Source organism: uncultured Treponema sp. (assembly GCF_934725225.1).
GTDB lineage: Bacteria > Spirochaetota > Spirochaetia > Treponematales > Treponemataceae > Treponema_D.
On record NZ_CAKVAM010000002.1, the window covers coordinates 203,899 to 226,942 of the forward strand.

The 23,044-nt window shown below is 41.2% G+C and carries 23 protein-coding genes; 21 read left to right on the forward strand and 2 right to left on the reverse strand.

All coding sequences use genetic code 11. From position 1 onward, the window contains the following. Positions 1-21: 21 nt before the first annotated feature. The 8 genes from Q0H92_RS03785 to miaA all read left to right on the forward strand — a co-directional run bounded on the left by Q0H92_RS03785 (position 22) and on the right by miaA (position 10,041). Positions 22-954, forward strand: coding sequence for a PhoH family protein (locus Q0H92_RS03785; RefSeq protein ID WP_296012532.1), 933 nt, complete (start codon positions 22-24; stop codon positions 952-954). Then, complete coding sequence (locus tag Q0H92_RS03790; protein WP_296012140.1) at positions 935-2,767, forward strand: HDIG domain-containing metalloprotein; 1,833 nt, start codon at positions 935-937, stop codon at positions 2,765-2,767. Before Q0H92_RS03785 ends, Q0H92_RS03790 begins: the two co-directional genes overlap by 20 nt. Then, on the forward strand, positions 2,767-3,261 hold the full coding sequence (gene ybeY / locus Q0H92_RS03795; RefSeq protein WP_296012142.1) for an rRNA maturation RNase YbeY: 495 nt from the start codon (positions 2,767-2,769) through the stop codon (positions 3,259-3,261). Before Q0H92_RS03790 ends, ybeY begins: the two co-directional genes overlap by 1 nt. A gap of 8 nt (positions 3,262-3,269) precedes the next feature. Then, positions 3,270-4,052 carry a hemolysin family protein gene (locus Q0H92_RS03800; protein ID WP_294012227.1) on the forward strand — a complete coding sequence of 261 codons (783 nt, stop codon included), beginning with the start codon at positions 3,270-3,272 and terminating at the stop codon, positions 4,050-4,052. 27 nt (positions 4,053-4,079) lie between these two features. Beyond that, the gene (locus Q0H92_RS03805; RefSeq protein WP_296012145.1) at positions 4,080-6,212 is read left to right on the forward strand and encodes a tetratricopeptide repeat protein; all 2,133 of its coding nucleotides are present in this window, start codon (positions 4,080-4,082) and stop codon (positions 6,210-6,212) included. Positions 6,213-6,448: 236 nt separating this feature from the next. Next, a complete protein-coding gene (locus Q0H92_RS03810) occupies positions 6,449-7,720 on the forward strand; it encodes a phosphoglycerate kinase (RefSeq protein WP_296012146.1) in 1,272 nt (423 codons plus the stop codon). A 112-nt stretch (positions 7,721-7,832) separates the two neighbouring features. Then, positions 7,833-9,080 carry a class I SAM-dependent rRNA methyltransferase gene (locus Q0H92_RS03815; protein WP_296012148.1) on the forward strand — a complete coding sequence of 416 codons (1,248 nt, stop codon included), beginning with the start codon at positions 7,833-7,835 and terminating at the stop codon, positions 9,078-9,080. Between the two features lie 4 nt (positions 9,081-9,084). Continuing rightward, positions 9,085-10,041 carry a tRNA (adenosine(37)-N6)-dimethylallyltransferase MiaA gene (gene miaA, locus Q0H92_RS03820; protein ID WP_296012150.1) on the forward strand — a complete coding sequence of 319 codons (957 nt, stop codon included), beginning with the start codon at positions 9,085-9,087 and terminating at the stop codon, positions 10,039-10,041. On the opposite strand, the gene Q0H92_RS03825 is transcribed toward miaA, so the two are convergent. Next, positions 10,038-10,259 carry a hypothetical protein gene (locus Q0H92_RS03825; RefSeq protein WP_296012152.1) on the reverse strand — a complete coding sequence of 74 codons (222 nt, stop codon included), beginning with the start codon at positions 10,257-10,259 and terminating at the stop codon, positions 10,038-10,040. The genes miaA and Q0H92_RS03825 overlap by 4 nt on opposite strands. A gap of 126 nt (positions 10,260-10,385) precedes the next feature. Between Q0H92_RS03825 and Q0H92_RS03830 the strand changes: the two genes are divergently transcribed. Next, positions 10,386-11,126, forward strand: coding sequence for a TatD family hydrolase (locus tag Q0H92_RS03830; protein ID WP_296012155.1), 741 nt, complete (start codon positions 10,386-10,388; stop codon positions 11,124-11,126). Positions 11,127-11,354: 228 nt separating this feature from the next. Here the strand turns inward: Q0H92_RS03830 and Q0H92_RS03835 are convergent, their stop codons facing one another. Further along, positions 11,355-12,668 (reverse strand): esterase-like activity of phytase family protein, encoded by a 1,314-nt coding sequence (locus tag Q0H92_RS03835; protein WP_296012157.1) that lies wholly within the window; start codon positions 12,666-12,668, stop codon positions 11,355-11,357. A gap of 228 nt (positions 12,669-12,896) precedes the next feature. On the opposite strand from Q0H92_RS03835, the gene secG reads away from it, so the two are divergent. The 12 genes from secG (at position 12,897) to Q0H92_RS03895 (ending at position 22,979) form a co-directional block, all read left to right on the forward strand. Then, positions 12,897-13,238, forward strand: a complete 342-nt coding sequence (gene secG, locus Q0H92_RS03840; protein ID WP_273352404.1) for a preprotein translocase subunit SecG — start codon at positions 12,897-12,899, stop codon at positions 13,236-13,238. A 41-nt stretch (positions 13,239-13,279) separates the two neighbouring features. Further along, positions 13,280-13,738, forward strand: a complete 459-nt coding sequence (locus Q0H92_RS03845; RefSeq protein ID WP_296012160.1) for a PTS sugar transporter subunit IIA — start codon at positions 13,280-13,282, stop codon at positions 13,736-13,738. Between the two features lie 29 nt (positions 13,739-13,767). Then, a complete protein-coding gene (locus tag Q0H92_RS03850; protein WP_296012162.1) occupies positions 13,768-14,076 on the forward strand; it encodes a hypothetical protein in 309 nt (102 codons plus the stop codon). A 9-nt stretch (positions 14,077-14,085) separates the two neighbouring features. Then, positions 14,086-15,117, forward strand: coding sequence for a V-type ATPase subunit (locus Q0H92_RS03855; protein ID WP_296012165.1), 1,032 nt, complete (start codon positions 14,086-14,088; stop codon positions 15,115-15,117). Then, positions 15,110-17,098, forward strand: coding sequence for a V-type ATPase 116kDa subunit family protein (locus Q0H92_RS03860; RefSeq protein ID WP_296012167.1), 1,989 nt, complete (start codon positions 15,110-15,112; stop codon positions 17,096-17,098). The genes Q0H92_RS03855 and Q0H92_RS03860 overlap by 8 nt, the downstream gene beginning before the upstream one ends. 61 nt (positions 17,099-17,159) lie before the next feature. Next, positions 17,160-17,486, forward strand: a complete 327-nt coding sequence (locus Q0H92_RS03865) for an ATP synthase subunit C (RefSeq protein WP_013701803.1) — start codon at positions 17,160-17,162, stop codon at positions 17,484-17,486. Positions 17,487-17,561: 75 nt separating this feature from the next. Next, complete coding sequence (locus Q0H92_RS03870) at positions 17,562-17,891, forward strand: V-type ATP synthase subunit F (RefSeq protein ID WP_013701802.1); 330 nt, start codon at positions 17,562-17,564, stop codon at positions 17,889-17,891. Positions 17,892-18,051: 160 nt separating this feature from the next. After that, positions 18,052-18,690 carry a hypothetical protein gene (locus Q0H92_RS03875; RefSeq protein WP_296012169.1) on the forward strand — a complete coding sequence of 213 codons (639 nt, stop codon included), beginning with the start codon at positions 18,052-18,054 and terminating at the stop codon, positions 18,688-18,690. Further along, the gene (locus Q0H92_RS03880) at positions 18,687-20,477 is read left to right on the forward strand and encodes a V-type ATP synthase subunit A (protein ID WP_296012170.1); all 1,791 of its coding nucleotides are present in this window, start codon (positions 18,687-18,689) and stop codon (positions 20,475-20,477) included. The genes Q0H92_RS03875 and Q0H92_RS03880 overlap by 4 nt, the downstream gene beginning before the upstream one ends. After that, complete coding sequence (locus Q0H92_RS03885) at positions 20,474-21,859, forward strand: V-type ATP synthase subunit B (protein ID WP_013701799.1); 1,386 nt, start codon at positions 20,474-20,476, stop codon at positions 21,857-21,859. Before Q0H92_RS03880 ends, Q0H92_RS03885 begins: the two co-directional genes overlap by 4 nt. A gap of 2 nt (positions 21,860-21,861) precedes the next feature. After that, positions 21,862-22,485, forward strand: a complete 624-nt coding sequence (locus Q0H92_RS03890) for a V-type ATP synthase subunit D (RefSeq protein WP_273352371.1) — start codon at positions 21,862-21,864, stop codon at positions 22,483-22,485. Then, the gene (locus tag Q0H92_RS03895; protein ID WP_294012182.1) at positions 22,482-22,979 is read left to right on the forward strand and encodes a universal stress protein; all 498 of its coding nucleotides are present in this window, start codon (positions 22,482-22,484) and stop codon (positions 22,977-22,979) included. Before Q0H92_RS03890 ends, Q0H92_RS03895 begins: the two co-directional genes overlap by 4 nt. Positions 22,980-23,044 lie beyond the last annotated feature (65 nt).

Below are 23,044 nucleotides of genomic sequence, written 5' to 3' on the forward strand. Positions count from 1 at the left end.
GAAAACGGAGATTTTTGCGCAGTGTCCTCGTATACGATTATTGTTCCCGACTCATCTTATCTTTCACGTATCTGCGGAACAAATGACAGCAATCTAAAACTCATGGAATCTTTTCTTGGAGTTCCTGTTTTTGCCAGAGGAAACGAGCTTTCCATTGACTGCGGAGATTCTTACATTGAACAGCAGTTCCGTTTTGCAGTTGACCGCATTCTTGATGAATTTTCTGCGGCAAGCCAAAATGTTTCTGATTCAGAATTGATTCAGTCTGTATTGAATAACAATGCTGATTTGGATTTGTCTATTTCAATTCCGGGCGGAACAAAAAAAGTTTTTCCGCGCACAAAAGGCCAGTCTTCATTGATTTTAAAGATGCGTAGTTCTGATTTGGTTTTTGCAAGCGGACCTGCAGGCTCTGGAAAAACTTTTCTTGCTGTTGCGGAAGCTTTGCGGCTTTTGCTTTCCCACAAAGTAAAGTCTATAGTTTTGACGCGCCCTGTTGTTGAAGCCGGCGAAAGTCTTGGTTTTCTTCCGGGAGACTTGCAGGACAAAATAAATCCATATATAAGACCGCTGTTTGATTCAATAAATGCGGTTTTGCCTTCAGATACTATAAAAAGACTTACAGAAAACGGTATAATAGAAATTGCGCCGCTTGCCTATATGCGTGGACGGACTTTAAGCAACAGCGTTATAATTCTTGATGAAGCCCAGAATACAACTTCTGAGCAGATGAAAATGTTTTTAACTAGAATGGGAGAGACGTCTAAAGTCTTTGTAACAGGAGATCCTTCGCAGGTTGACTTGCCAAAAAGGACTCCTTCTGGTTTTCTTCATGCCTTGAATCTTCTTAGAGGTGTGGAAGGAATTTCGATTGCTGAGCTGACTTCGGAAGACGTTGTAAGAAACGGGTTGGTTAAAAAAATTATACAGGCTTATGAAAATGAAGAAAGATGAAAATAAACAGACTTTTTTTTCTGTTTTAACAGGAGCTTTTTCAAAATATCTTAAGAAGAATTATCCGGTGGTTATTTTGACCTTTGTGACTTTTCTTGTTACAGTCGGACTTGTCTTTGTAAAAATTTCCACAGCTTCGACAGTTTCTTCTTTCAATATAAATGACTATGAAATCGGGCAAATTTCCGACGTTACAATAAAGGCTGTAAAGTCGCTTCCTTCCGATTATGAAAATCCGATTGAAGTTCAGGCTGGAGAAAAAGTCATAAGAAAAGGATTTCCGATTACAGAAGAAGGCTACGCAAAGCTAAAAAAAATGTCAGAGTCTGCTGTTTACGTGGATTACAGGGCTTTTGCAAATTCTGTGATTTACCACATATTGATGTGCGCCTTGCTTTTCTTTTGCTGCAGTAAAATTTATTTTAAAGTCAAGATGATTGAATTCAAGGAGCTTGTTACAGAGTGCTGCTTTTACATTATGATTTTTAGCTCTGTGATTTTTGGCTCCAAGTCCGTTTACTTTGCGTCTCCTTATGCAATCTGCGCTGTTATTCCGTCTTCCGTTTGCGTGTTCCTTGTGGCGATTTTGTTCGGGCAGCTTAATGCGGTTTTCTTTTCGCTGATTATTTCGCTTTCGGTTTTAAATGCTTCTTCTTATCAGATTGTTCCGTTTTTGTTTGTGCTTTCAACTTCTTTTGCTTCCGCGCGTCTTGTAAGAAAAATCAACAGAAGAACAGACATGGTTTTGGTTTCTGTGCTTCAGTCTTTGCTGAATGTTGTTTTCCTGATGATTTTCAAAATTATTTTCAGCGATTCTTTGTATGACGGGCTTGGCGCGATTGTTGGAGTTGCCCTGAACGGATTTTTTTCCGGCATTCTTTGCCTTGGACTTCTTACGCCTCTGGAACTTTTGCTGAACACGGCTTCTCTTTTCCGTCTTATGGATTTGAGCGACTTGAATAATCCTACGATGAAAAAAATGCTTGTTACTGCGAGCGGAACTTATAACCATTCGCTTATGGTTGCAAGCTTGGCGGAAGCTGCGTGCAATGAAGTCGGAGCGAATCCTCTTCTTGCCAGAGTCGGCGCATATTATCACGACATTGGAAAACTTGATAATCCTGAGTACTTTGTGGAAAATCAGACTGCCGGAGAAAATATTCACACTGAAATAAATCCGTCTCTTTCTGTGAGCATAATCAGAAGCCATGTTAAGCGAGGTGTTGAAAAAGCGCGTGCGTTGCGTCTTCCAAAGCAGATAATCGACATAATAAGCGAGCATCACGGAAATCAGGTCATTGCATATTTTTACAATGAGGCAAAAGCGATTGACCCGGATGCGAACCCGGAAGATTATTCTTACACTGGAAATCCGCCTACAACAAGAGAAAGTGCAATCGTCATGCTTGCCGATACAGTTGAAGCCGCCTGCCGCAGTTTGGAAAAGCCTTCTGTTCCGCGCCTTGAAAAATTTATAACAACTTTGATTTACGGAAAAATCGAGCACAAGCAGCTTGAAAACTGCAACCTTACTTTCCGCGACATTACAAAAATTCACGACGCTTTTGTTCAGATTCTTGCAGGCTACTATCACAGCCGCACAAAGTATCCTGACCAGAAAGACCCGGACACAAACGAAGTTCACCAGATTCCGCTTCCTCCTCAGGCGCAGGCTCAGCAGCAGGAAAATTCAGCTTCCGCGGAAAATAAAAAATCTGAAAAGCCAGAAAAAGAAAAAATTGTGAAGGAAGATAAAAATTCCAAGAAATCCTTAAAAGACAAGGCTGAAAAAATTATAAAGGAAAAAAAGTAATGGGAAACCAGATTTTTGTGGGCATGGAAGACGGAAAAACTTCTCCTGTCTGGATAGAAAAAATTGAGCCTTTCGCGCAAAAAGTCATGCAGAAATGCGGCTGGGACGGCGAGGAATTTTCTATTCTTTTCTGCTCCGATGAATATATTCAGTATTTAAATAAAACTTACCGAAATATAGATAGCCCCACTGATGTCTTGAGTTTTGAAAACGGCGAAAAATATACTGACGAAGACAATGTTGTTTGGCTTCAGGCTGGAGATATTGCAATAAGCGTTGACACTTTGCCGAAAAATTCAGAGTATTTTGAAGTGAGCCAGAACGAAGAGCTAAAGCGGCTTATAATCCACGGAATTCTTCATTTGAACGGATATGACCACGGAGAAGAGCACGTTGAAAAAAATGTGGAGCCAAAATGCGAAATGCTTGTTCTGCAAAAAAAACTGATGAAAGAATTAGAGCAGGAAATTATAATAGAAGAAACTGAAAAATAGGAAATTGTATGTTTGGACTTAAAAAAGAAAATTCAAAGAAAAACGATCAGAAAATCTCTGCCGCAGAAGAAGCCCAGCAGGAAATTTTAGCTGAAGAAAAAAACGACATGATTCAGGGAGTTGAAGAGCTTGCGGTAACGACCGTAAAGGAAGTAATGGTTCCTAGAATCGATGTTGATTTTATTTCAATGGAAACTCCAGAAGAAGAGCTTCTAAAAAAGGTTACAGAAAGCGGTCATTCCCGCATTCCGGTTTATTCCGGTTCAATAGACAATGTTGTTGGAATTCTTTATGTAAAGGACTTGATAAAAACTCTTGCAGAAAAACTTCCGATTGACTTGGAAAAAATAATCCGCAAGCCTTATTTTGTTCCAGAAAGCAAGCACATCGACAGCCTTTTGCGCGAATTTAAAAGACGGCACGTTCATATTGCGGTAAGCATTGACGAGTACGGCGGAGTTTCCGGGATTGTCTGCATGGAAGATATTATAGAAGAAATTGTTGGCGACATTCAGGACGAATTTGACAATGAGCATGAGGACATAATTTCGCTTTCTGAAAACGCCTGGATTTGCGATGCGCGTGTTGACCTTGACACTTTAAATGAAGAAATCGGCTCGGATTTTCCTACAGAAAACTTTGATACTTTGGGCGGATTTGTGTTCGACTTGTTCGGAAAAATTCCTGTAAAGTTTGAAAAGATTTCATGGAACCAGTGGGATTTTATTATTCAGGAAATGGAAGGCCACAAGGTTGACACAATAAAAATAATGCGGAAAAAAGAAGACTGATTTTTCCAAGGTTTCCACGGAGTTAAAATGAAAAGAAATATTTTTCATAGTTTTACGCTTGCTTTTCTGCTTTTGATTTTTGCGTATCCGTTATGCGCCCAAAAGAAATCTGCCTTGGAGCTTTTTAAGCAGGCGCAGGAACTTCAGCAGCAGAGCAGGTGGTTTGACGCGGTTGACCTTTATCAGGAAGCTCTTTTGCTGAATCCGCAGTATGGAGACGCTCTTTACAATCTTGCGCTTTGCCATTATGCGCTTGGAAGCTATGATCTTTCCGTTCAGTATGCGGACGAAGCTTCAAAATATGCGCGCAATTTCAGCGATATTCAAAATTTAAAAGGCTTGTCTTTGATTTCTCTTGGAAAAGTAAACGAAGCAAAAGACGTTTTCAATCAGATTTTAAAAAAATATCCAAACGATGTAAACGCGAGATTCGGACTTGCAGAACTTGATTTGCTTGACGGCCGTCTTACTGTTGCGGAAAACCGTTATCAGGATGCTTTAAAACGCGACGCTTCAAATAGAAAAGCACTTTTAAGCCTTGCTCTTGTAAGCGCGGAAATGGGAAAGTCAGAAGTTTCTGAAAACTACATAAGGCAGGCTCTTTCCTTTTACAGCGGCGAGCCGGAAGTTCATTACATGGCGGCATATCTTTCTGCGAAAAACGGCGACTACAAAAGTGCCGAGCAGCGAGCAAGAAGCGCAGTTCTTATCAACGGAAACTTTGACAAGGCGTATTCTCTTTTAGCTGGAATTCTTTATGCGCAGAAACGATACAATGAAGTCACTGATATTTGCGACTTTAGAATCGGGCGGAACAGAGATTCTGTTGACGCTTGGTATTTAAAAGGTCTTTCACTTCAAAAGCTTGGCAAAAATGAAGATGCGATTGAAACTTATGAAACTGGACTTTCAATTGCGCCGCAAGATGAAATTATGCGGAATGCTCTTGAGCAGCTTGCAGGAAGTTATCTTTCAATTGAAGATTCAAGGCGGAACACTTGGGCTGTTTTTCATTCGGCAAAGGCGGAAGAATATGGCCGCAACTTTGATGGAATTGCAGAACGCTACGAATATCAAAAGGCGCTTTCTGTTTCTCCGCTTAACAATAAAATCAGGCAGTCGTTTGCCGATATGCTTGAGCGCGACGGACACTACGAGCTTTATCTTCAGCAGCTGAAATTCATAAGAGAAAATGAAGTTTCCGCAGAATCAGAAATTCAGACAAACGAAAATTCACCTGCGGCAAAAAGAACTCGCGAGCAGATAAAGAACGATGACGCGATTGAAGTTTACGAAAGTCTTTTGCGGAACAACATTGCTTCCCGCTGGAATGTAGATCCATTTTATTTGGACAAGACAAGATGGAACATTGGAATTTATTATACAAAAAAGCCAGTCCAGCTGTTCCATGCCGACTTGGAGGAAATTTCCGCGCTAGCTGCAAAAGATGTTTTTAACGGAGTTCCTTCCGCTTATGTTGATGTTCAGTCTGAGCCAGTTAGCGGCTACGGCGAGGCGTTCCGGCTTGCAAGAAATTCCGGGCGCGACTATTTTATAATTTTGACTGCTTCTGAAACTGAACGCACATATTCGCTTGATGCTGTTATTTATTCGGCTAGAACAGGAACAAAAACTTCCGAAGTCCATGTTTACAGAACTGGAAACGACTGTGTGGCGCGCGCTTTGCAAAGATTCCGGCAGGGAGTTTTGGATATTCTTCCAATCCGCGGAAAAGTTTTGCGCAATGTTCACGGACAGCTTCTTGTTGACCTTGGAAAAAATGACGGAGTTTCAAAAGATTCAGAGTTCGACATTGTCCGCAAGGGAAGCGTTATAACAAAAGATTCAGGTCCCGGAGTTTCGTATAACAAAAAAGATTTTCTTGGAACATTCAAAGTTGAAAATGCTGACGAGGAAATTTCAGAAGGCGTTTATAAGAAAAACGGATTTTATGACACGCTGAATGTTGGCGATGAAATTGTTCTTACAAAGAATCCTGAAAAAGAAACTTCTACGCTTGGCAACCGCCCGGCTGCAAATGCAAGCGGAGATCCTGCAACAGAAGAAGCAAGAAAAGCTGAGCTTGAATCATTGAAAGAATCGCTTCGTCCGGCTTCAAGAGAAAACGATTTGATTCACTTGATAAGAACGATTATTTAACATGAATATCGTTTATTGTCATTATCGGGCTTGACCCGATAATCTATGAAAATTTACAGTAGATTGCTAACCGGGTTTGCTTCGTAAACATCGCAGTGCCAGACACGGTAATGACAGTGATTTTATAAAAGCAATTATTTAGCATGAGTTTCTTCGTATTGAAAAGTTGAAACAATTGCGGATTTGTTATATTATTTTTGTAACATAAGTACAAAATTCCATGGAGGATATTTTATATGATTAAAACAGTAAAAGACGTTGATCTTAAAGGCAAACGCATTATCATGCGCGTTGATTTTAACGTTCCTATGAAAGATGGTGTTGTCCAGGATGACACACGTATTATGGCGGCTCTTCCTACAATTAAATATATTCTTGAGCAGAAACCGCGCTCGCTTGTTCTTATGAGCCATCTTGGTGACCCTAACAAAGATGTGAAAAAAGCAAAAGAGAAGGCTGAAAAAGCTGGAAAAACTTGGACAGATGCTGATTCAGAAAAATTTATCAACGGCAAGAACCGCATGAAGCCGGTTGTTGAATATTTTGCCGCAAAACTTGGAAAACCAGTTACTTTCCTTCCTGATGCGCTCGGACAGAAGGCTGCAATCGATGCTCTTCCAGAAGGCGCGGTTGCAATGCTTGAAAATGTCCGCTTCCACAAAGAAGAAACTTCAAAAGATTCTGCAGAACGCGATGTTATGGCAAAAGAGCTTGCTACTTACGGTGATATTTTTGTAAACGATGCTTTCGGAACTGCTCACCGCGATCAGGCTTCTACAGCTTCAATTGCTAAATTCATGCCTGTTCCGTCTGTTGGCGGATTCCTTATGGAAAAAGAAGTAAAATATATCCAGCCAATGGTTGAAAATCCTCCAAAACCGCAGGTTGCAATTATCGGCGGTGCAAAAGTTTCTTCAAAGATTGCGGTTCTTGAATCACTTCTTAAGAACGCAAGCGTTCTTGTAATCGGTGGCGGTATGGCTTACACATTCCTTAAGGCTCAGGGACACAAGGTCGGAATCTCTTTGGTTGAAGATGACTTTATCGACACAGCTAAAAAACTTTTGAAAGACGCTGAAGCTAAAGGTGTTAAGATTGTTCTTCCTGTTGACCATGTTGCTGCAGATAAATTCGACGCTAATGCTACTCCAGTTGCTGTTGACGGTGTTGATATTCCGGACAATCTTATGGCTATGGATGTCGGTCCTAAGACTATCGCCCTTTACAAGGATGTTCTTTCAACAGCAAAATCTGTTGTATGGAACGGACCTGTAGGCGTATTTGAATTTGACGCATTCGCAAAGGGAACTGAAGCTGTCGCAAACCTTGTCGCAGTGGCAACTGGACGCGGCGCAATGACTGTTGTTGGCGGTGGTGACTCTGTTGCCGCTGTGAACAAGTTCCACCTTGCAGACAAGATGAGTCACGTTTCAACAGGCGGTGGTGCTTCACTTGAATTCCTTGAAGGAAAAACATTGCCAGGAATCGCTATTTTGGCTACAAAATAATTGCAGAATTCCGTTTAAAACAAAATGTCATTCTCCTGTTTGACAGGGGAATCCGGCAGAAAAAGAAAAGCTCTGCGCAAGCCGCAGGGCTTTTTTTTAAGGAATATTAAAAATGAATAAAACTGTAAGAATTATGTTAAAGCCTAAAGAAGACCGTGAGATTTCTCAGGGATTTCCGTGGGTTTACGATAATGAAATTTCAACTGTAAAGTTTCCGCTTGATGAAGGCATGAAAACTTCGTCTCTTGAAGAATGCGCTGTGGAGGACGGAACTATTGTCGAAGTCTGTTCCAATGCCGGAGGATTTCTTGGCAGCGGAGTAATAAACAGAAAGTCAAAAATTACTGTGCGCATGATTTCTTCCTTGCACGCGGATAAAATTTTGGAAGACATGAAAGGCTTTTGGGCAAAGAAAATCCGGGATGCCGTAAATATCAGAAACCTTAGCTTTAAAAGCGATGACAGCTGCCGTCTTGTTTTTGGCGAGGCTGATTTTATTCCCGGACTTATTGTGGAAAAATATGTTTCAAAAGGCAAAGTTTATCTTGTCGTTCAGTTTTTGGCTCTTGCGTGTGAAAAGTTTAGAAATGAAATTCTTGGCGCGCTCAAAGATTTTGTAAAGCCTGATTTTATTTTTGAAAGAAGCGATGCGGCTGTGCGTGAAAAAGAAGGACTTGCAGAAAAATCCGGCTGGATTGGCAAGGCAGGGCAGGAAGTAATTGAAATAGAAGAAAACGGAGTTCATTTGCTTGTTGACATTGCCCGCGGACAAAAGACCGGCTACTTTCTTGATCAGAAATTCAACCGTGAAAAAATTAAAAAATTCTGCCATGGAAAAAAAGTTTTGGACACTTTTACGCATACAGGAGCGTTCGGGCTTAATGCTGTAAAGGCTGGTGCGCGTGAAGTTGTAAGTGTGGACATTTCGCAGGAAGCCGTGGATATGGTTGAAAAAAATATTGCGCTTAACGGTGCTGAAGAAAAAATGAAGGCTGTTTGTGCTGATGTGTTTGACCTTCTTAAGCAGTACGAAGCTAGCGGCGAAAAGTTCGATGTGATTATTCTTGATCCTCCAGCGTTTACCAAGAAAGCTGGAAAAATTGAAAAGGCTTACGGCGGATACAAGGAAATAAATTTGCGCGCTATGAGAATTCTTAATGAAGGCGGAATTCTTGTTTCCTGCTCTTGCTCTCATTATTTTGATGAAAATACATTTTATTCAATGCTTATGCATTCAGCGATGGACAGCCATAAGCGTGTTCAGGTTTTGGAAAAACTTGGAGCGGCTCCTGACCATCCAATTCTTCTGGGCTATCCTAAGAGCGAATATCTTAAATGCGCTGTGTGCCGGGTGATTTAATTTGATGCAGGATAAAAATGTAAACTGCGTAGTTCTGCTTGGACCTACCGCTGTGGGAAAAACTGCCATTGCGGTTCGCCTTGCAGACAAATTCGGCTGGGATATAATTTCCGCGGATTCAAGGCAAGTGTACAAAGGGCTTGATCTTGGAAGCGGAAAAGATTTGTCTGAATATTCCATAAATGGAAGGCAGATTCCCTATCATCTTATAGACATTGCAACTTTGGACTCTGAGTACAACGTGTTTTGTTTTCAGCAGGATTTTTACAGAACTTTCAATTCTCTTAAGTCGCAGGGAAAATTTGCATTTGTAGCAGGCGGAACTGGAATGTATCTTGATTCCGTTGTGCGCGGCTACGACCTTCTTACCGTTCCAGAAAATCTTGAGCAGAAAAATGAACTTGAAAAAAAATCACTTGAAGAGCTTGGAGCTATGCTTTTGTCTCTTAAGCCTGAACTGCACAACAAAAGCGATCTTGCTATAAAGGAACGTGTTGTAAAGGCTTTGCAGATTGAACTTTTCAAGGCAAGTCCAGAAGGAATAAAAGCAAGAAGTGAACTTTTGAGCCGCCCTAAAATTGAGCCTCTTGTAATCGGCACAACTTTAAACAGAGATGAGCTTTACAAAAATATTGAAATTCGCCTGCGCCAGAGAATTCAAGAAGGCATGATTGAAGAAGTTGAAAATCTTCACAAGCAATTTTCGTGGGAACGCCTTGAAAAACTTGGGCTTGAGTACAGATTTGTAAGTTTCTATTTGGAAGGAAAAATCAATTCAAAGGAAGAAATGGAAAGCCAGCTGTGCGCTTCTATACGCCATTTTGCGAAACGGCAGGAAACTTGGTTCCGCGGAATGGAGCGTAAAGGCGTAAAAATACATTGGCTTCCCCGCGAAACAAGCAAGGAAGCTAGGTATTTGGCTGCTGTTGACTTAATTGAAAAGTTTGTGCCGGGAGCTTAGGCGTTTACTGCCATCTTTGCGGCTGGCTCTTCAATTTTTGTAAGATAGCCGGTTCTAAGGCAAGATTCGAACAATGTGCGGGAGATGAAGTCTGTTGTTATTTCATCGTAGCCGTCTTTGTCTCTTACAATGCGCACAACGTATCCGTCTTCTGTTTCTCTTAGAACTGCCATGTAATCGTTTGTCTTCGCTATGGTTTTAAGTGTGTAGTATGCCATAAATTGCACCTCGCTTTAGTATTATAAGCAATGCTGCTTGAATACGGAAAAATTCCTTAGCCTTATTATATTTTCGGTTTTTTAATGAATGTGTTTAGCTTTTTATTTATTTGGAGGCTTTGATTAATGCTTTGCGATTCTCATTTGCATATTGCCGAATGTGAAAACTTTATTCCGGCTCATTTTTGCTGCTCATGCGCTCATTCAAAAGAAGAATTTTTTGTTCAGGAAGAAATTGCTTCAAAAAGCGGCGGAAAAGTTTTATGCGCATTTGGTCTTCATCCGCAGAAACCTTTGCTTGAAAATGCTGATTTTTTGGAAAGCCTTTTAGTTCAAAAAAAAATTCTTGCAGTTGGAGAAACTGGATTTGACTTTTTTACACCGGAATTAAAATCTTGCGCAGTTCAGCAGAAAAAAGCATTTGAAGTTTGCCTTGAACTTGCCACGGAGCATAAAGTTCCTCTTGTAATCCATGATAGAAAGGCGCTGGATCTTGTGTTTTATTATTCAGCCGGATTAAAAAAATGCGCTTCGGTTGTTTTTCATTCATTTGCTTTCACTGCAAGAGATGCCATTTCAATTTTGAACCACGGAATAAATGCGTATTTTTCTTTTGGAAAGCCTTTGCTAAACGGAAACAAAAAATCAATTGGCTGTGTAAAAGAACTTCCGCAAGAAAAAATTCTTTTAGAAACGGACGCTCCGTACCAGACCTTAAAAGACGAAGAAAAAACGTCTCCGCTGCAAATCAAGCAGGTTTATGAAAAGACTTGCGAAATCCGCGGCATAAATGTGGAAGAATTTGAAAATTGCATGCTGAAAAATTTCTTTAATGCGTTTGATCTTGCTGAAATAAATTGTTTCTGAAAATTATTTAATCTAATAAAAAAGGAACTGAACTATTTTTCATAGCTAGTTTCCATAAAAAGTCAAGATAAAAACTTCAGTTTTAGGATTGACTTTTTAAGTTGTTTCGCAACGAAGTGAGAAACAACTGATGATAAGAAAGTTTGCAACGCAAACTTTTAAAGATAAAAACAGACGCTATTTTCGTCTGTTTTTATCTTAGCTCCTTTTTATTTTATTGCAGATTTTTTATCTCAAACTCCTTGGAAGCTTTATTACATAAATCACGTCGTCGTCAATGCTGCCTGTTCCGGGGAGTTTTTTCTGCACAAGCTGGTTGTTTTCAACATTTATTGCAAAGTCGTTGTCGTTTGCCACGGCGATTGTGCTGCTGTCTAAAATCCAAAGGCCTTCAAGCTTGTCGTGCGGATACTTGTTCGGAAGATATTCCACAAGGTCAACAAGGAATTCCTTTTTTACAGGCTTGATTCCAGCCGCCTCAATCTCTTCCGTGCTGCACTGCTCAAGAGTTTTGCCGTTTATTAAAAGTCCTTCTTTAGATTCTGGATTTTCTCCTGTTATGTCGGTCGCGCCTTTAATGTCAATCTTGAAAAGATACTTATGCGCTTCCTTTTCGCCAGAAAACTTTCCGTCACGCTCAATCACAGCAAATTCTGTGTCTGAAAGAGCCGTAATTCCGCAGGTTGAGTCTGTCTCCTTGTTCTGGATATAAGCGTACTGCTTTGTGCTTCCAGTTCTAATGTCAAAAGTTACAATGCGCACAAGCTGCTTGTTTGAAATCTCTTTTTTTGAGGGATTGAAAAGTGTGGACTGCATGATTCCGACAAGAGTTTTTCCGTCAGGAGTTGCCGCAAGCCCTTCCATTCCGCGGTTTGCACGGCGGCGCGCAAGAACTGCCGGAAGATGTCTTTTTCCTGTGTCCATTCCGAACGGGCTTATTCTTTCAATCTGCTTTCCGTCCGCGTCGTAATGGACAATGTGCGGCCCGTATTCATCAGAAATCCAGAAAGTTCCGTCTTTCATAGCAACGATTCCCTCGCTGTCAAGTCCGTACTCGTCTGTTCCAAGAATGTTTCCGTCAAGGTCGTAGGCGATTTCTCCGGTCGCGCCTTTTCCGGCAGGATTTGGAAGCCCGGTTATATCTTTTCCGTCAGGAGTTTTAAGAGTGATTTCCTTTACAAGCGAAACTGAGCCGTCATCGTTCATCTTGAAAAGCCCGATTCTTGGCGCGTAAGAAGGAACCGGGAACATTTTTCCTTTTCCGCTTCCGCCCTTAAAGTCGATGTTCGGCCCGCGGTCTGTCAACAGATAGAAGAGAGTTGAATCCGTTGGATGGGCGCATGCGTCCGAGCCGTATCCGCCGTTCTGGATTTCAACTCCGTCTGCTGTCTTTGCAAGAATTGTGTATGGAACTTTGCTTCCGTCCAGGCCGACTTTTTCAAACGGAGAAGCTGAGTCCAATCCAGCCTTTGATGTTGAGGCGCAGGAAACCGGCAGAAAAGCCGCCGCTGCTGCCAAAGCATAAAATAATTGCCTTTTCATAAAGAACCTCTTTGATTTTGTTTTACAAAAAGATAAATGTGAACTGTAAAATTCCGATTAGAAAATTGTTAAGTTAAGGATAATTTATTTTTTCTATGATTAATTTTGTAGTTGCTGCTTGGAATCTATTGTTTTTATAATTCTTAATTGACCTAACGGAAATATTTCATTATTATAATGAGACTAAAAATGAATTTTGCCGGGAATGTCCGGTGTTTGGAGTAAAAAATGGCTGTTTTAAAAACAATCCTTCTCATTGCGTTTGTAATTATTTGTGTGCTTTTAGTTCTTCTTGTTCTTGTTCAGAATGAAGAAAATAATGGCATGGGAAGCGCTTTTGGCGGCGGACAGTCTACAGCTTTTGGCGCCCGTTCAGCGAGTGTTCTTACAAAAACAACTGGTGTTCTTGCCGCATTGTTCTTTGTAACTGCTTTTGGAATTTCACTTTTGAACAAAGCTCCTGCAAAGGAAGACTTGTCATCTACTGTAAAGGAAATTCAGGGAGAACAGGCTTCTTCTGAGGATAACGGAAGCTGGCTTCAGGAGGAGCTTAGCCCTGCTGAAAAATAAAGCTGCTTGTTTTTTGCGGCTCTATTGTTAAGGATGGTAATATGGTTTTTTCAAAAATATTCTCTCCTAAAAGCATAATTGTAAACCTTGAAAGCGAAGACAAAGACGAGCTTTTTGAGGAAATGGTGCAAGTTATCCATTCTGAACACCCGGAAGTTAGCAGAGACGACGCTCTGTCTGTTCTTCATGCACGTGAAGCTCAAATGAGTACTGGCATAATGCACGGTGTCGCAGTTCCGCATGGAATTTGTAGTTCTGTAAAAGGCTGTGTCGGAGCAATAGGAATAAGCCGCAAAGGTATTGATTATGATGCCTTGGACGGTTCTCCTGTAAATCTTGTATTTATGCTTTTGTGCGGTCTGAACGACAATAATATTCTTCTTGAGATTTTAAAAGAACTTGCCGTTGTTCTGCAAGATCCTCTTTTTATAACAAAACTGTTTGAAAAAACTTCACCGCAGGAAGTATTCGATGCTTTGTGCGAGGCTGAATCTCAATAGAAAGCTAAAACTTTTATTTGGAGTACATAATGGCTGCTGAAGAAATTGATATTATTACACATCTTCTTGATGTAGAAAAAGAAGCTTCTACAACAGTGCTTGACGCGCAGAAAAGGGCAGATGAAAAAATCGCAGCTGCACGTGCTCAGGCTGAATCTGAATTCAAGGCTAAGTATTCCGCTGTTGTTTCTGAAATTGAGCAGAAAGAAAAAGATACAAAATCCGCTATAGAAAAAAAACATTCCGCAGACATAGAATCTTATAAACAGAATTTGAATTCAAGCGAAAAGGATTATACGTCTTTTAACGCTCTTATGGATAAAATTCTTTTTTCATAGGAGAGCGATATGGCAATGGATAAGTCCGCCGCTGATTCTTATGTTTATGCAAAAGCCAGCGGTATGCTTGCCCGGTCTTATGTTGGGGAACGCGCAAGGCAGTTGTTTTCTTTTCACACATTGCAGGAATTGTGGGCTTTTTTGTTTAAGAAAGAAGTTCCTGTTGTTCCAGAAACTCTTTTGGCTCACGCCTTGGAGCAGGAAGCTTTTGAGCGTTTTATTTACGACTATAAAAAACTTGTTGGGAATTATTCAGAGCCGGACAGCATTGTTTTGACTTTGCTTAGAAGTTTTGACTATGAAAATCTTAAGGACATTTCAGCTTCTCTTTCACTTGGAGAAAAGAAAATCCCTGATGTTCAAAAGATAACTCCTTTTAATATAATAAATTATGATAAATGGCCGGACATCGCTTCAATTACATCCGGCGGACCGCTTTCTTGGTACAATAATATTCCCCCTGTTTCCGAGCAGCATCTGGCGAATTACAAGCTTGACTGCCATTACATTATGTCGCTTTGGAATGCCGCCAAGCAGGTTCATTCGTCTTGCAGGGAAGAAATTCTTAAGTTGATTGGTGAAAAAATCAGAATAGACAATATTGTCTGGGCAATCCGGCTTCGTTTTTACTATAAAATGCAAAAGGAAGAAATTATTCCGCTTTTGGCTTATTCAACAGAAAAAAAGGAAAATTCAGATCCGCTTGCCTATGAAGCTATAAGGACGCTGGACTGGGAACTGGACAATTACGATGCCTGGAAAAACTGGAAATACAGCAAGCTTTTGAATCCGCATGAGGAAGGCGTTGTATGGACAATAGATCCTAGGTGGATTTCTAATTCGTATAAAAGTCTTTATGTAAAAAAAGCGTACAAACTTTTCCATAAATATCCGTTTACGGCTTGCCCGATTGTCTGCTGGTTTATTATAAAAAGAAACGAACTTGACAATATCCGCACGGCTTCTGAAAGTCTGCGGCTTAGCATAGATTCATCGCAGGCTATGCAGATGACTGGAGCCTTGGAGGTAATAAATGGCTAGAACAACCACAATGCGTCTTATTGAGCTTATGGTTTTGCGGGAAGACATACATTCTGTTCTTAAATACCTTGGCGAGCTGGGCGAATTTCAGTTCCAGCAGGAATTTGCCTCTGATTCTTCTGACTCTGCAAAAAGACTTAACCCGGATGCTTCTGTTTTTGAGCGGCTTCAGCAAGTTAGGGCGGCTTTGGATTTGCCTGATTTGGACGGATACAAAGGTTCTGTTCCGCTTCCTTCTGATGCTGATTTTGAAAGCGCGACAAAAATTATTGATTCAGTTGAAGATATTCATAAAAAAGAGCTTACCGCCGCTGACGAGGAAAAAAGGGCAGTTTCCGCATACAAAGAAGCTTTGGCTTTTGCAAATCTGAAAGTTTCTTATTCAGATCTTGAATCGCTTTCTTTTCTTACTTTGCGAATCGGAAAAATAGATCCTGAAAAAATTGATGATTTAAAAGCCCGGCTTGGTTCACGCGGAATTATTGTAAAGCTTGGCGATGATGATTCAAGAATTCTTGCCGCTTCGTCAAAAAAAGCCCGCTTTGCCTTGGACGGAGAACTTAAGGAAGCCGGATTTACAGAGCTTCAAGTTCCAAAGGATTTTAAAGGAATTCCTGATGAAGTTCTTCTTACTTTGGAGCGGAATAAAACTGAAGCCGCCGCTGCCCTTGAGGAAATTCAGACTGAACGCCGTAATTTTGCGGAAACTCACAAGGATGAGCTTTACAGGCTTTTGCAGATTTATTCGATTGGAAGCCAAATTTATTCTGTGGAAAATTCTCTTGAGTCCACGGAATTTGTTTATAGAATAACTGGCTGGATTCCCGCATATCTTATTAGAAAAGTAATGAAAGATTTGGACGAGCTTACGCAAAGCCGCGCTGGAATACGTGAATTTTTGCCAACCGAAGTTCCGTCTGTTGTTTCAGGGCAGGAAAAAGTTCCGGTTCAGGTTAAGCACGGAAAAATCGTTTCAAACTTTGAGCGCATGATTTTCAGTTATGGCTCGCCTTTGTATGGAACTGTTGATCCGACTCCGTTTGTTGCTTTGTTCTTTACAGTTCTTTTTGGAATTATGTTTGGAGACGCGGGCCAGGGATTGTGCTTCCTTATAATAGGAATTCTTTGCTGCCTTAAAAAAATCAAGATTTCAGGCTGGGAAAAGTTCGGCGGAATTTTCTGCTGCATAGGAATAAGCAGCACAATTATGGGACTTCTTACCGGCGAATTTTTTGCAAATGAAACTTTGCTGCGTCCGTTCGCTTTGTGGGTTACAGGACTTTTTGGAACTCCGCACGCTCCGATTCTGCACATGATGCCTTCAAGCGATCCTGCTTCTATAACTAGAATGTTTGCGTTCTTTGGCTTTACGATTTCAATAGGCTTTATAATTAACAGCTGTGGACTTATTATAAATATAATAAATCAGTTTTCGTTGCGCCGGATTGGAAAAGCTTTGTTTGGAAAAACTGGAATTTCAGGCGCGGTTTTCTTCTGGTATGTGATTATTTTTGCGGTTAGAGTTGCGCTGTTTAAGCATTCTCCTGCCGCTTATGACTGGATTGTTATAGCTGTTTCGCTGTTTTTAACGGCTTGCTCTGAAATATTCCAGAGGCTTGTTGACGGCGAGCGTCCTATTTTGGAAAACGGACTTTTTAGCGCGGTTATTGGCGCTGTAGTTGAAATCATTGAAGTCATTTCTTCTTATCTTTCAAATACAGTTAGCTTTGTCCGTGTAGGCGCATTTGCTCTTGCCCACGCAGTTTTGGGATACATTATCAACACTTTTGTTGAGCTTGCTCCTGGCGCAGGCGGAATTGCTGTGGCAATTTTGGGAAATGCTATTGTTGTAGTTCTTGAAGGAATGATTGTTGCAATTCAGGTTGTTCGTCTTCAGTACTACGAGTTCTTCTCGAAATTCTTTAGCGAGACAGGACGTGAATTCAAGCCGTTCTCTTTTGTTTATAAAGAGACAGTTTAGTTTGTGGACAGCTGCTTTTTGCAGTTTATTTATAGAATTTTTAGAACAAGAGGTTTTTATTATGAACAAGAAATTTTTGGTTGCTCTCTCAATGATGCTTTTGGTTGCTGTTGCTGGCGTTTTTGCACAGGCTTCTTCTGTTCCTGAAGAGCAGGCTGTAGAACAGGCGGCTTCTAATGCTGGAGCTATAAAATATGTAGCTGCTGCTCTTGCTGTTGGAATCGCTTGTATTGGCGGCGGTTCTGCTGTTGGAAAAATCGGTTCAGCTGCTATGGGCGCAATGAGCGAAAACGCAGAGCTTTCTGGAAAGGCGCTTCCTTTCGTAGGTCTTGCTGAAGGTATTTGTCTTTGGGGATTCCTTGTTGCTTTGTTCATTATGATAATGTAATAGAATTTTTTGCTGAAGGCTGAATTTTTGGCAGTTTAACTGTTGAAAATTCAGTCTGGCATAAAAAGCAAAACCATGGAATATTTTGTAATTGGAGAACGGGAACTGATTCTTGGCTTTATGCTTGCGGGCGTAAAAGGCAAAGCTGTTTCTAACAGACAGGAAGCTTTGGATGCTTTTAACAAGGCAACCGGACAAAATTCTTCCGTAGGTTCCGTTGGCGACATACCAAAGGTTCTCATCCTTACGGAAGACATAGCCGATATGCTGTCCAAGGAAATTCAGTCTTGGCAGATGCACGGCAAAGCTCCTCTTATTGTGGAAATTCCTGGGCTTCAGGGGCATATTCAGGGAAGAAAAACTCTTACTGATTCAATCCGGGAAGCAGTTGGAATTCAAGTTTAATTTTTATTCATCGATTTAGGATTTTAAGCGAAACTAAAAAATCCAGTTGCAAGATTTTATTGAAGCAGAAAAAATTGCCCTTGCTCTGAATTTTAAGGCTTATAAAACTAATCATTTTGTGCGGAAGGTTCATACCGAAACCATACAAGGAAGATTTTTTATGGAAGAATTACGTTCAACGGAAGTTCTGGACAAAGAAATTCGTTCTGACAGTGTAAAAAAAGCAGAAAAAATTCTTGCAAAAGCGGACGAAAGCGCAAAGCAGCTCATTGACGGAGTTCAAGACCGCATTGAAAAGGCGAAGTCAGATGCAGAAAAAATCTCCGCAGAAGGAATTGCTGTTTATGAAAAAAATATAAATGCGTCGCTTCCTCTTGAAAAGCAGCGTTATCTGGTTTCTTACATTTATGGCTCTATTATAGAAGCTATGAATAAGTATTTTGAATCTATCGGAGACAAAAAACGTCTTCTTGTTATACAAAGTCTTTGCGAGCGTGCAAAAAAAGCAATTCAGGAAAAGAAAATTTCAGCGGTTGTTGTTGGATTCAATCTTTCTGATGCTGAATCTATGCTGAAAAAAGTTTTTCCGCAGAATCTTTCTTCATGCGAGGCTGGAGACGTTCATCTTGTTTCCCGCGAAACCCTTGAAGGATTCAATTTAAAGGAAGGAATTATACTGAAAGCTTTGGACGGTTCTGTTACTTGCCGTTTGACGCTTGATGAAAAAATAAAGGAAATTTTAGACGAAAAAAGAGAACTTCTTGCAAAGACTCTTTTTGGCGGGAGGTTGCCTGAATGATTACTGGAAAAATAACCCGAATTTCAGGTCCTATAGTCTATGCTGAAGGCCTTGAAAAATGCGGACTTTACGATGTTGTTGATGTTGGCGAAAAAAAGCTTATTGGTGAAATAATCCGCCAGAGTGAAGGAAAAGCTACAATTCAAGTTTATGAAGATGTTACAGGAATGCACGTTGGCGAGCAGGTTGTTTCTAGCGAGCGTCCTCTTTCACTTAAACTTGGACCTGGGCTTGTAGGCACAATTTACGATGGAATTCAGCGTCCTTTAAAAGAAATGTATGAAGACGGCGGGGTTTTTCTGCTCCCTGGCCAGCGTACAGAACCTATTGACAATAAAAAGAAATGGGAATTTATTCCTGCAGCTCATCCTTCCGACGGAAAAGAAATGTGCGAAGGTCTTTCCATTGCTCCGGGAATGGTTCTTGGAACTGTTCAGGAAACTGGTTCTATTGTTCACAAGATAATGGTTCCTCCGACAATCCGCGGACGTGTTCTAAAAACTTTCGCCGGAAAAGGCTCTTATACAATTGATGAGACAATCGCTACTACAGAGCTTGGTGAAAATATTTCGATGAGCCAGTACTGGCCTTTGCGAAAACCTCGTCCTTTTGCTCAGAAACTCGAAGTAAGCCAGCCGCTTGTTACAGGTCTTCGTGTAATTGATGTTTTCTTTCCGCTTTCAAAAGGTGGAACTGCCGCAATTCCGGGCGGATTCGGTACTGGAAAAACAATGACCCAGCATGCGATTGCAAAATGGTGCGATGCGGATTTGATTGTTTACATCGGTTGCGGTGAGCGCGGAAACGAAATGACGGATGTTCTGACTGAATTTCCGACTTTGATTGACCCTAGAACTGGACGTTCTTTGATGGAACGCACGATTTTGATTGCAAACACTTCAAATATGCCGGTTGCGGCGCGTGAAGTTTCACTTTATTCTGGAATTACGCTTGCCGAATATTACCGCGACATGGGAATGCACGTTGCAATCATGGCTGACTCGACTAGCCGTTGGGCAGAAGCCTTGCGTGAGCTTTCAGGCCGTATGGAGGAAATGCCAGCTGAGGAAGGTTATCCTGCGTATCTTCCGACTCGCCTTGCTGAATTCTATGAGCGTGCCGGTCGTGTCAATTCTCTCTGCGGAAAGGAAGGCTCAGTTTCTGTTATTGGAGCTGTTTCTCCTGCGGGCGGCGACTTTTCCGAGCCTGTAACCCAGCACACAAAGCGTTTTATCCGCTGTTTCTGGGCGTTGGATCGTGAACTTGCAAATGCGCGCCATTATCCTGCTATTGGCTGGATTGATTCATATTCAGAATATGCTGCGGAAATTAAAGGCTGGTGGGACAAATTTGATCCTCGTTGGGCTTCAATTCGTGTTCAGGCTTTGGATTTGCTCAAACGTGAACAGCGTCTTCAGCAGATTGTCCGTTTGATTGGCGCGGATGCTTTGCCGGACAGCGATCGTCTTATTCTTACTGTCTGCGAAATGATTAAAAACGGATTTTTGCAACAGAATGCGTTTGATTCAATTGATGCCTATGCAGTTCCGGAAAAACAGGTGAATATACTTTTGCTTATGATGATTTTCTATGAAAAAGCGCTGAAGGTTATAAAATCCGGCTGTCCGCTTTTGAAAGTTACCGAGCTTCCTGTTCGAAATGAAATAATCAGGGCAAAAAGTGAAATTCCAAACGACAAGCTTGACGAGCTTACAACTATTCAAAATCACCTTGACGACCAGATGGCGGAACTTGAAAGAATGTACCGCAAGGATGTTGCACTATGAAAGGAATTGAATATACAGGACTGACTTCTGTTGACGGACCGATTGTAGCTGTAAAACGCAGTGAAAATTCCTCTTATGATGAAGTTGTTTATGTCCGCGATAAAAACGGTGAAAAAAAGACTGGACGCATTATCGATTTGAATGAAAAAACTGCGATTGTTCAGATTTTCGGAAGCACGACTGGTCTTGACTTGGAAAATACAACTGTGGAATTTCTTGAAGAACCGATGGAGCTTCGTGTTGGAAAAGGGCTTCTTGGACGCATTTTCAACGGACTTGGCGAGCCTATAGACGGTTATCCGCAGATTATTTCCGACAAAAAAGTAAATGTAAACGGAAATCCGATAAATCCTTATGCACGTGTTTATCCGCGCGATTTTATTCAGACTGGAATTTCTTCAATTGACGGAATGAACACGCTTATCCGCGGACAAAAGCTTCCGATTTTCTCTGGAAACGGACTTCCGCACAACAAGCTTGCCGCCCAGATTATCCGCCAAGCAAAAATCCTCAATAGCAACGAAGAATTTGTTATGGTTTTTGCCGGCATGGGAATAAAATACGATGTTGCGCAGTTCTTTAAGCATACTTTTGAAGAGTCTGGAGTTTTGTCAAAAGTTGTAATGTTCCAGTCGCTGGCTGACGCGCCTTCAATTGAACGTATTATTACACCGAGATGCGCTCTTACCGCCGCTGAATATCTTGCTTATGAATGCAATATGCATGTTCTTGTTGTTATGACAGACATGACAAACTATTGCGAAGCCTTGCGTGAAATTTCAACAACGCGTGGTGAAGTTCCTGGAAGAAAAGGTTATCCGGGCTATCTTTACTCAAATTTGGCGGAACTTTATGAGCGCGCAGGAAAAATTCAGGGAAGCACAGGTTCAATTACGCAGATTCCTATTCTTTCTATGCCGAACGATGATATTTCGCATCCAATTCCTGACCTTACAGGATATATCACGGAAGGTCAGATTGTTCTTGACCGCGAAATGAGCCAGAAGGGAATGTATCCGCCGGTATCAGGACTTCCTAGCTTGAGCCGCCTTATGAAAGACGGAATTGGCGAAGGCATGACCCGCGAAGACCACGCTCCTGTTTCAAGCCAGCTTTTTGCCGCTTACAGCAAAGTAAAGTCAATCCGAAACCTTGCTTCCATTATTGGCGAAGAGGAACTTTCTGAGCTTGACCAATGCTACTTGAAATTCGGAAACGAGCTTGAGGCGAAATTCTTTACCCAAGGCGAATACGAAGACCGCTCAATAGATCAGACTCTTGATTTGGGCTGGAAAATGCTTAGTATTCTTCCGCGCGAAGAGCTTTACAGAATCAAGAATGAAATGATTGACAAGTATCTTCCAAAAGCTTTAGAGAACTGACTATGGCAAAACTGAATATTGCTCCGACAAAATCGAATCTTCTCGCAATAAAAGAGCAGCTTGCAATCAGTACTGAAGGCTACGACTTGCTTGAGCAAAAGCGCGAGATTCTTGTAATGGAGCTTATGCGGATTGTTGAGCAGGTTAAGCTTCTGGAAAATCAGATTGACAAGTGCGTTCAGAAAGCCTATCCTGCGCTGAAAAAAATGCTTGTTTCTGTCGGCGGCGACCGTGTTGAACGTATTGCGCACGGAATTGACTACAACTTTGAAATCACAAAAAAGCCGGCTGTAATCGCAGGAATGTCTTTTACAACAATCGATGTGAATCTTCCGCAGAGAAGACTTTTTTCTTCTTTTATGGGAACTTTTGCAGACAGCGATGAAGTTATGGCGGATTTTTTTGAGCTTTTGACGCTTCTGACAAAAATGGCGAGCATAAGAACTGTCGCCTGGAGGCTTGCTCTTGAAGTCAAGAAAACCCAGCGTCGTGTAAATGCTTTGGATAAAACGGTTATTCCGCAGGACAAGGAAACTGTGAAGTATATTGAAGGTGTTCTTGAGGAACGGGAACGTGATAATGTTTTCGTTATGAAGTCTTTAAAAAAAAGGCAGGGTGAAAAATGATAAAACCTCTTTTTCAACGGGTTGTAGTTGGCTACAATGGTTCCCGCTCTTCTCTTCATACAGTTTTGTACGCAATTCTTATGGCAAAAGTCTACAAATGCGCAGTAAAAGTTGTAAGCGTTGTAGACACAGCTTCCATAAAGTATCTCACTTTGCAGAAATTTATGGTTTCGCAGGAAGGCGAGTCTATTGCAAAAAGCCTTGAATCTGACAGTGAAAAAAATCTGGATTATGTGACGGATCTTGCAAAGTCAAAAGGCGTAAAGATTGAAACTGAAATCCGCAAAGGCGCAGTTTGGTCTGAAATTATTACGGCCGCAGATGAATTCAAGGCTGACCTTATACTTTTGGGCGGTGCAAAAAACCTTGACCATCTTTCTTCACTTTCACGCGATGTGATTTCTTCCCAAGACAGCGAAATAATTGGAAGCGCGCACTGTTCTGTAATGGTTGTCCGCGAGCCTTATGTCGAGCAGAAATTCAAGCTTGTTTAATTTTTTATAGGACTTTTTTGGCTGTCTGAAATAACTTGTTTTGGACAGCTTTTTTGTTTTTAAAG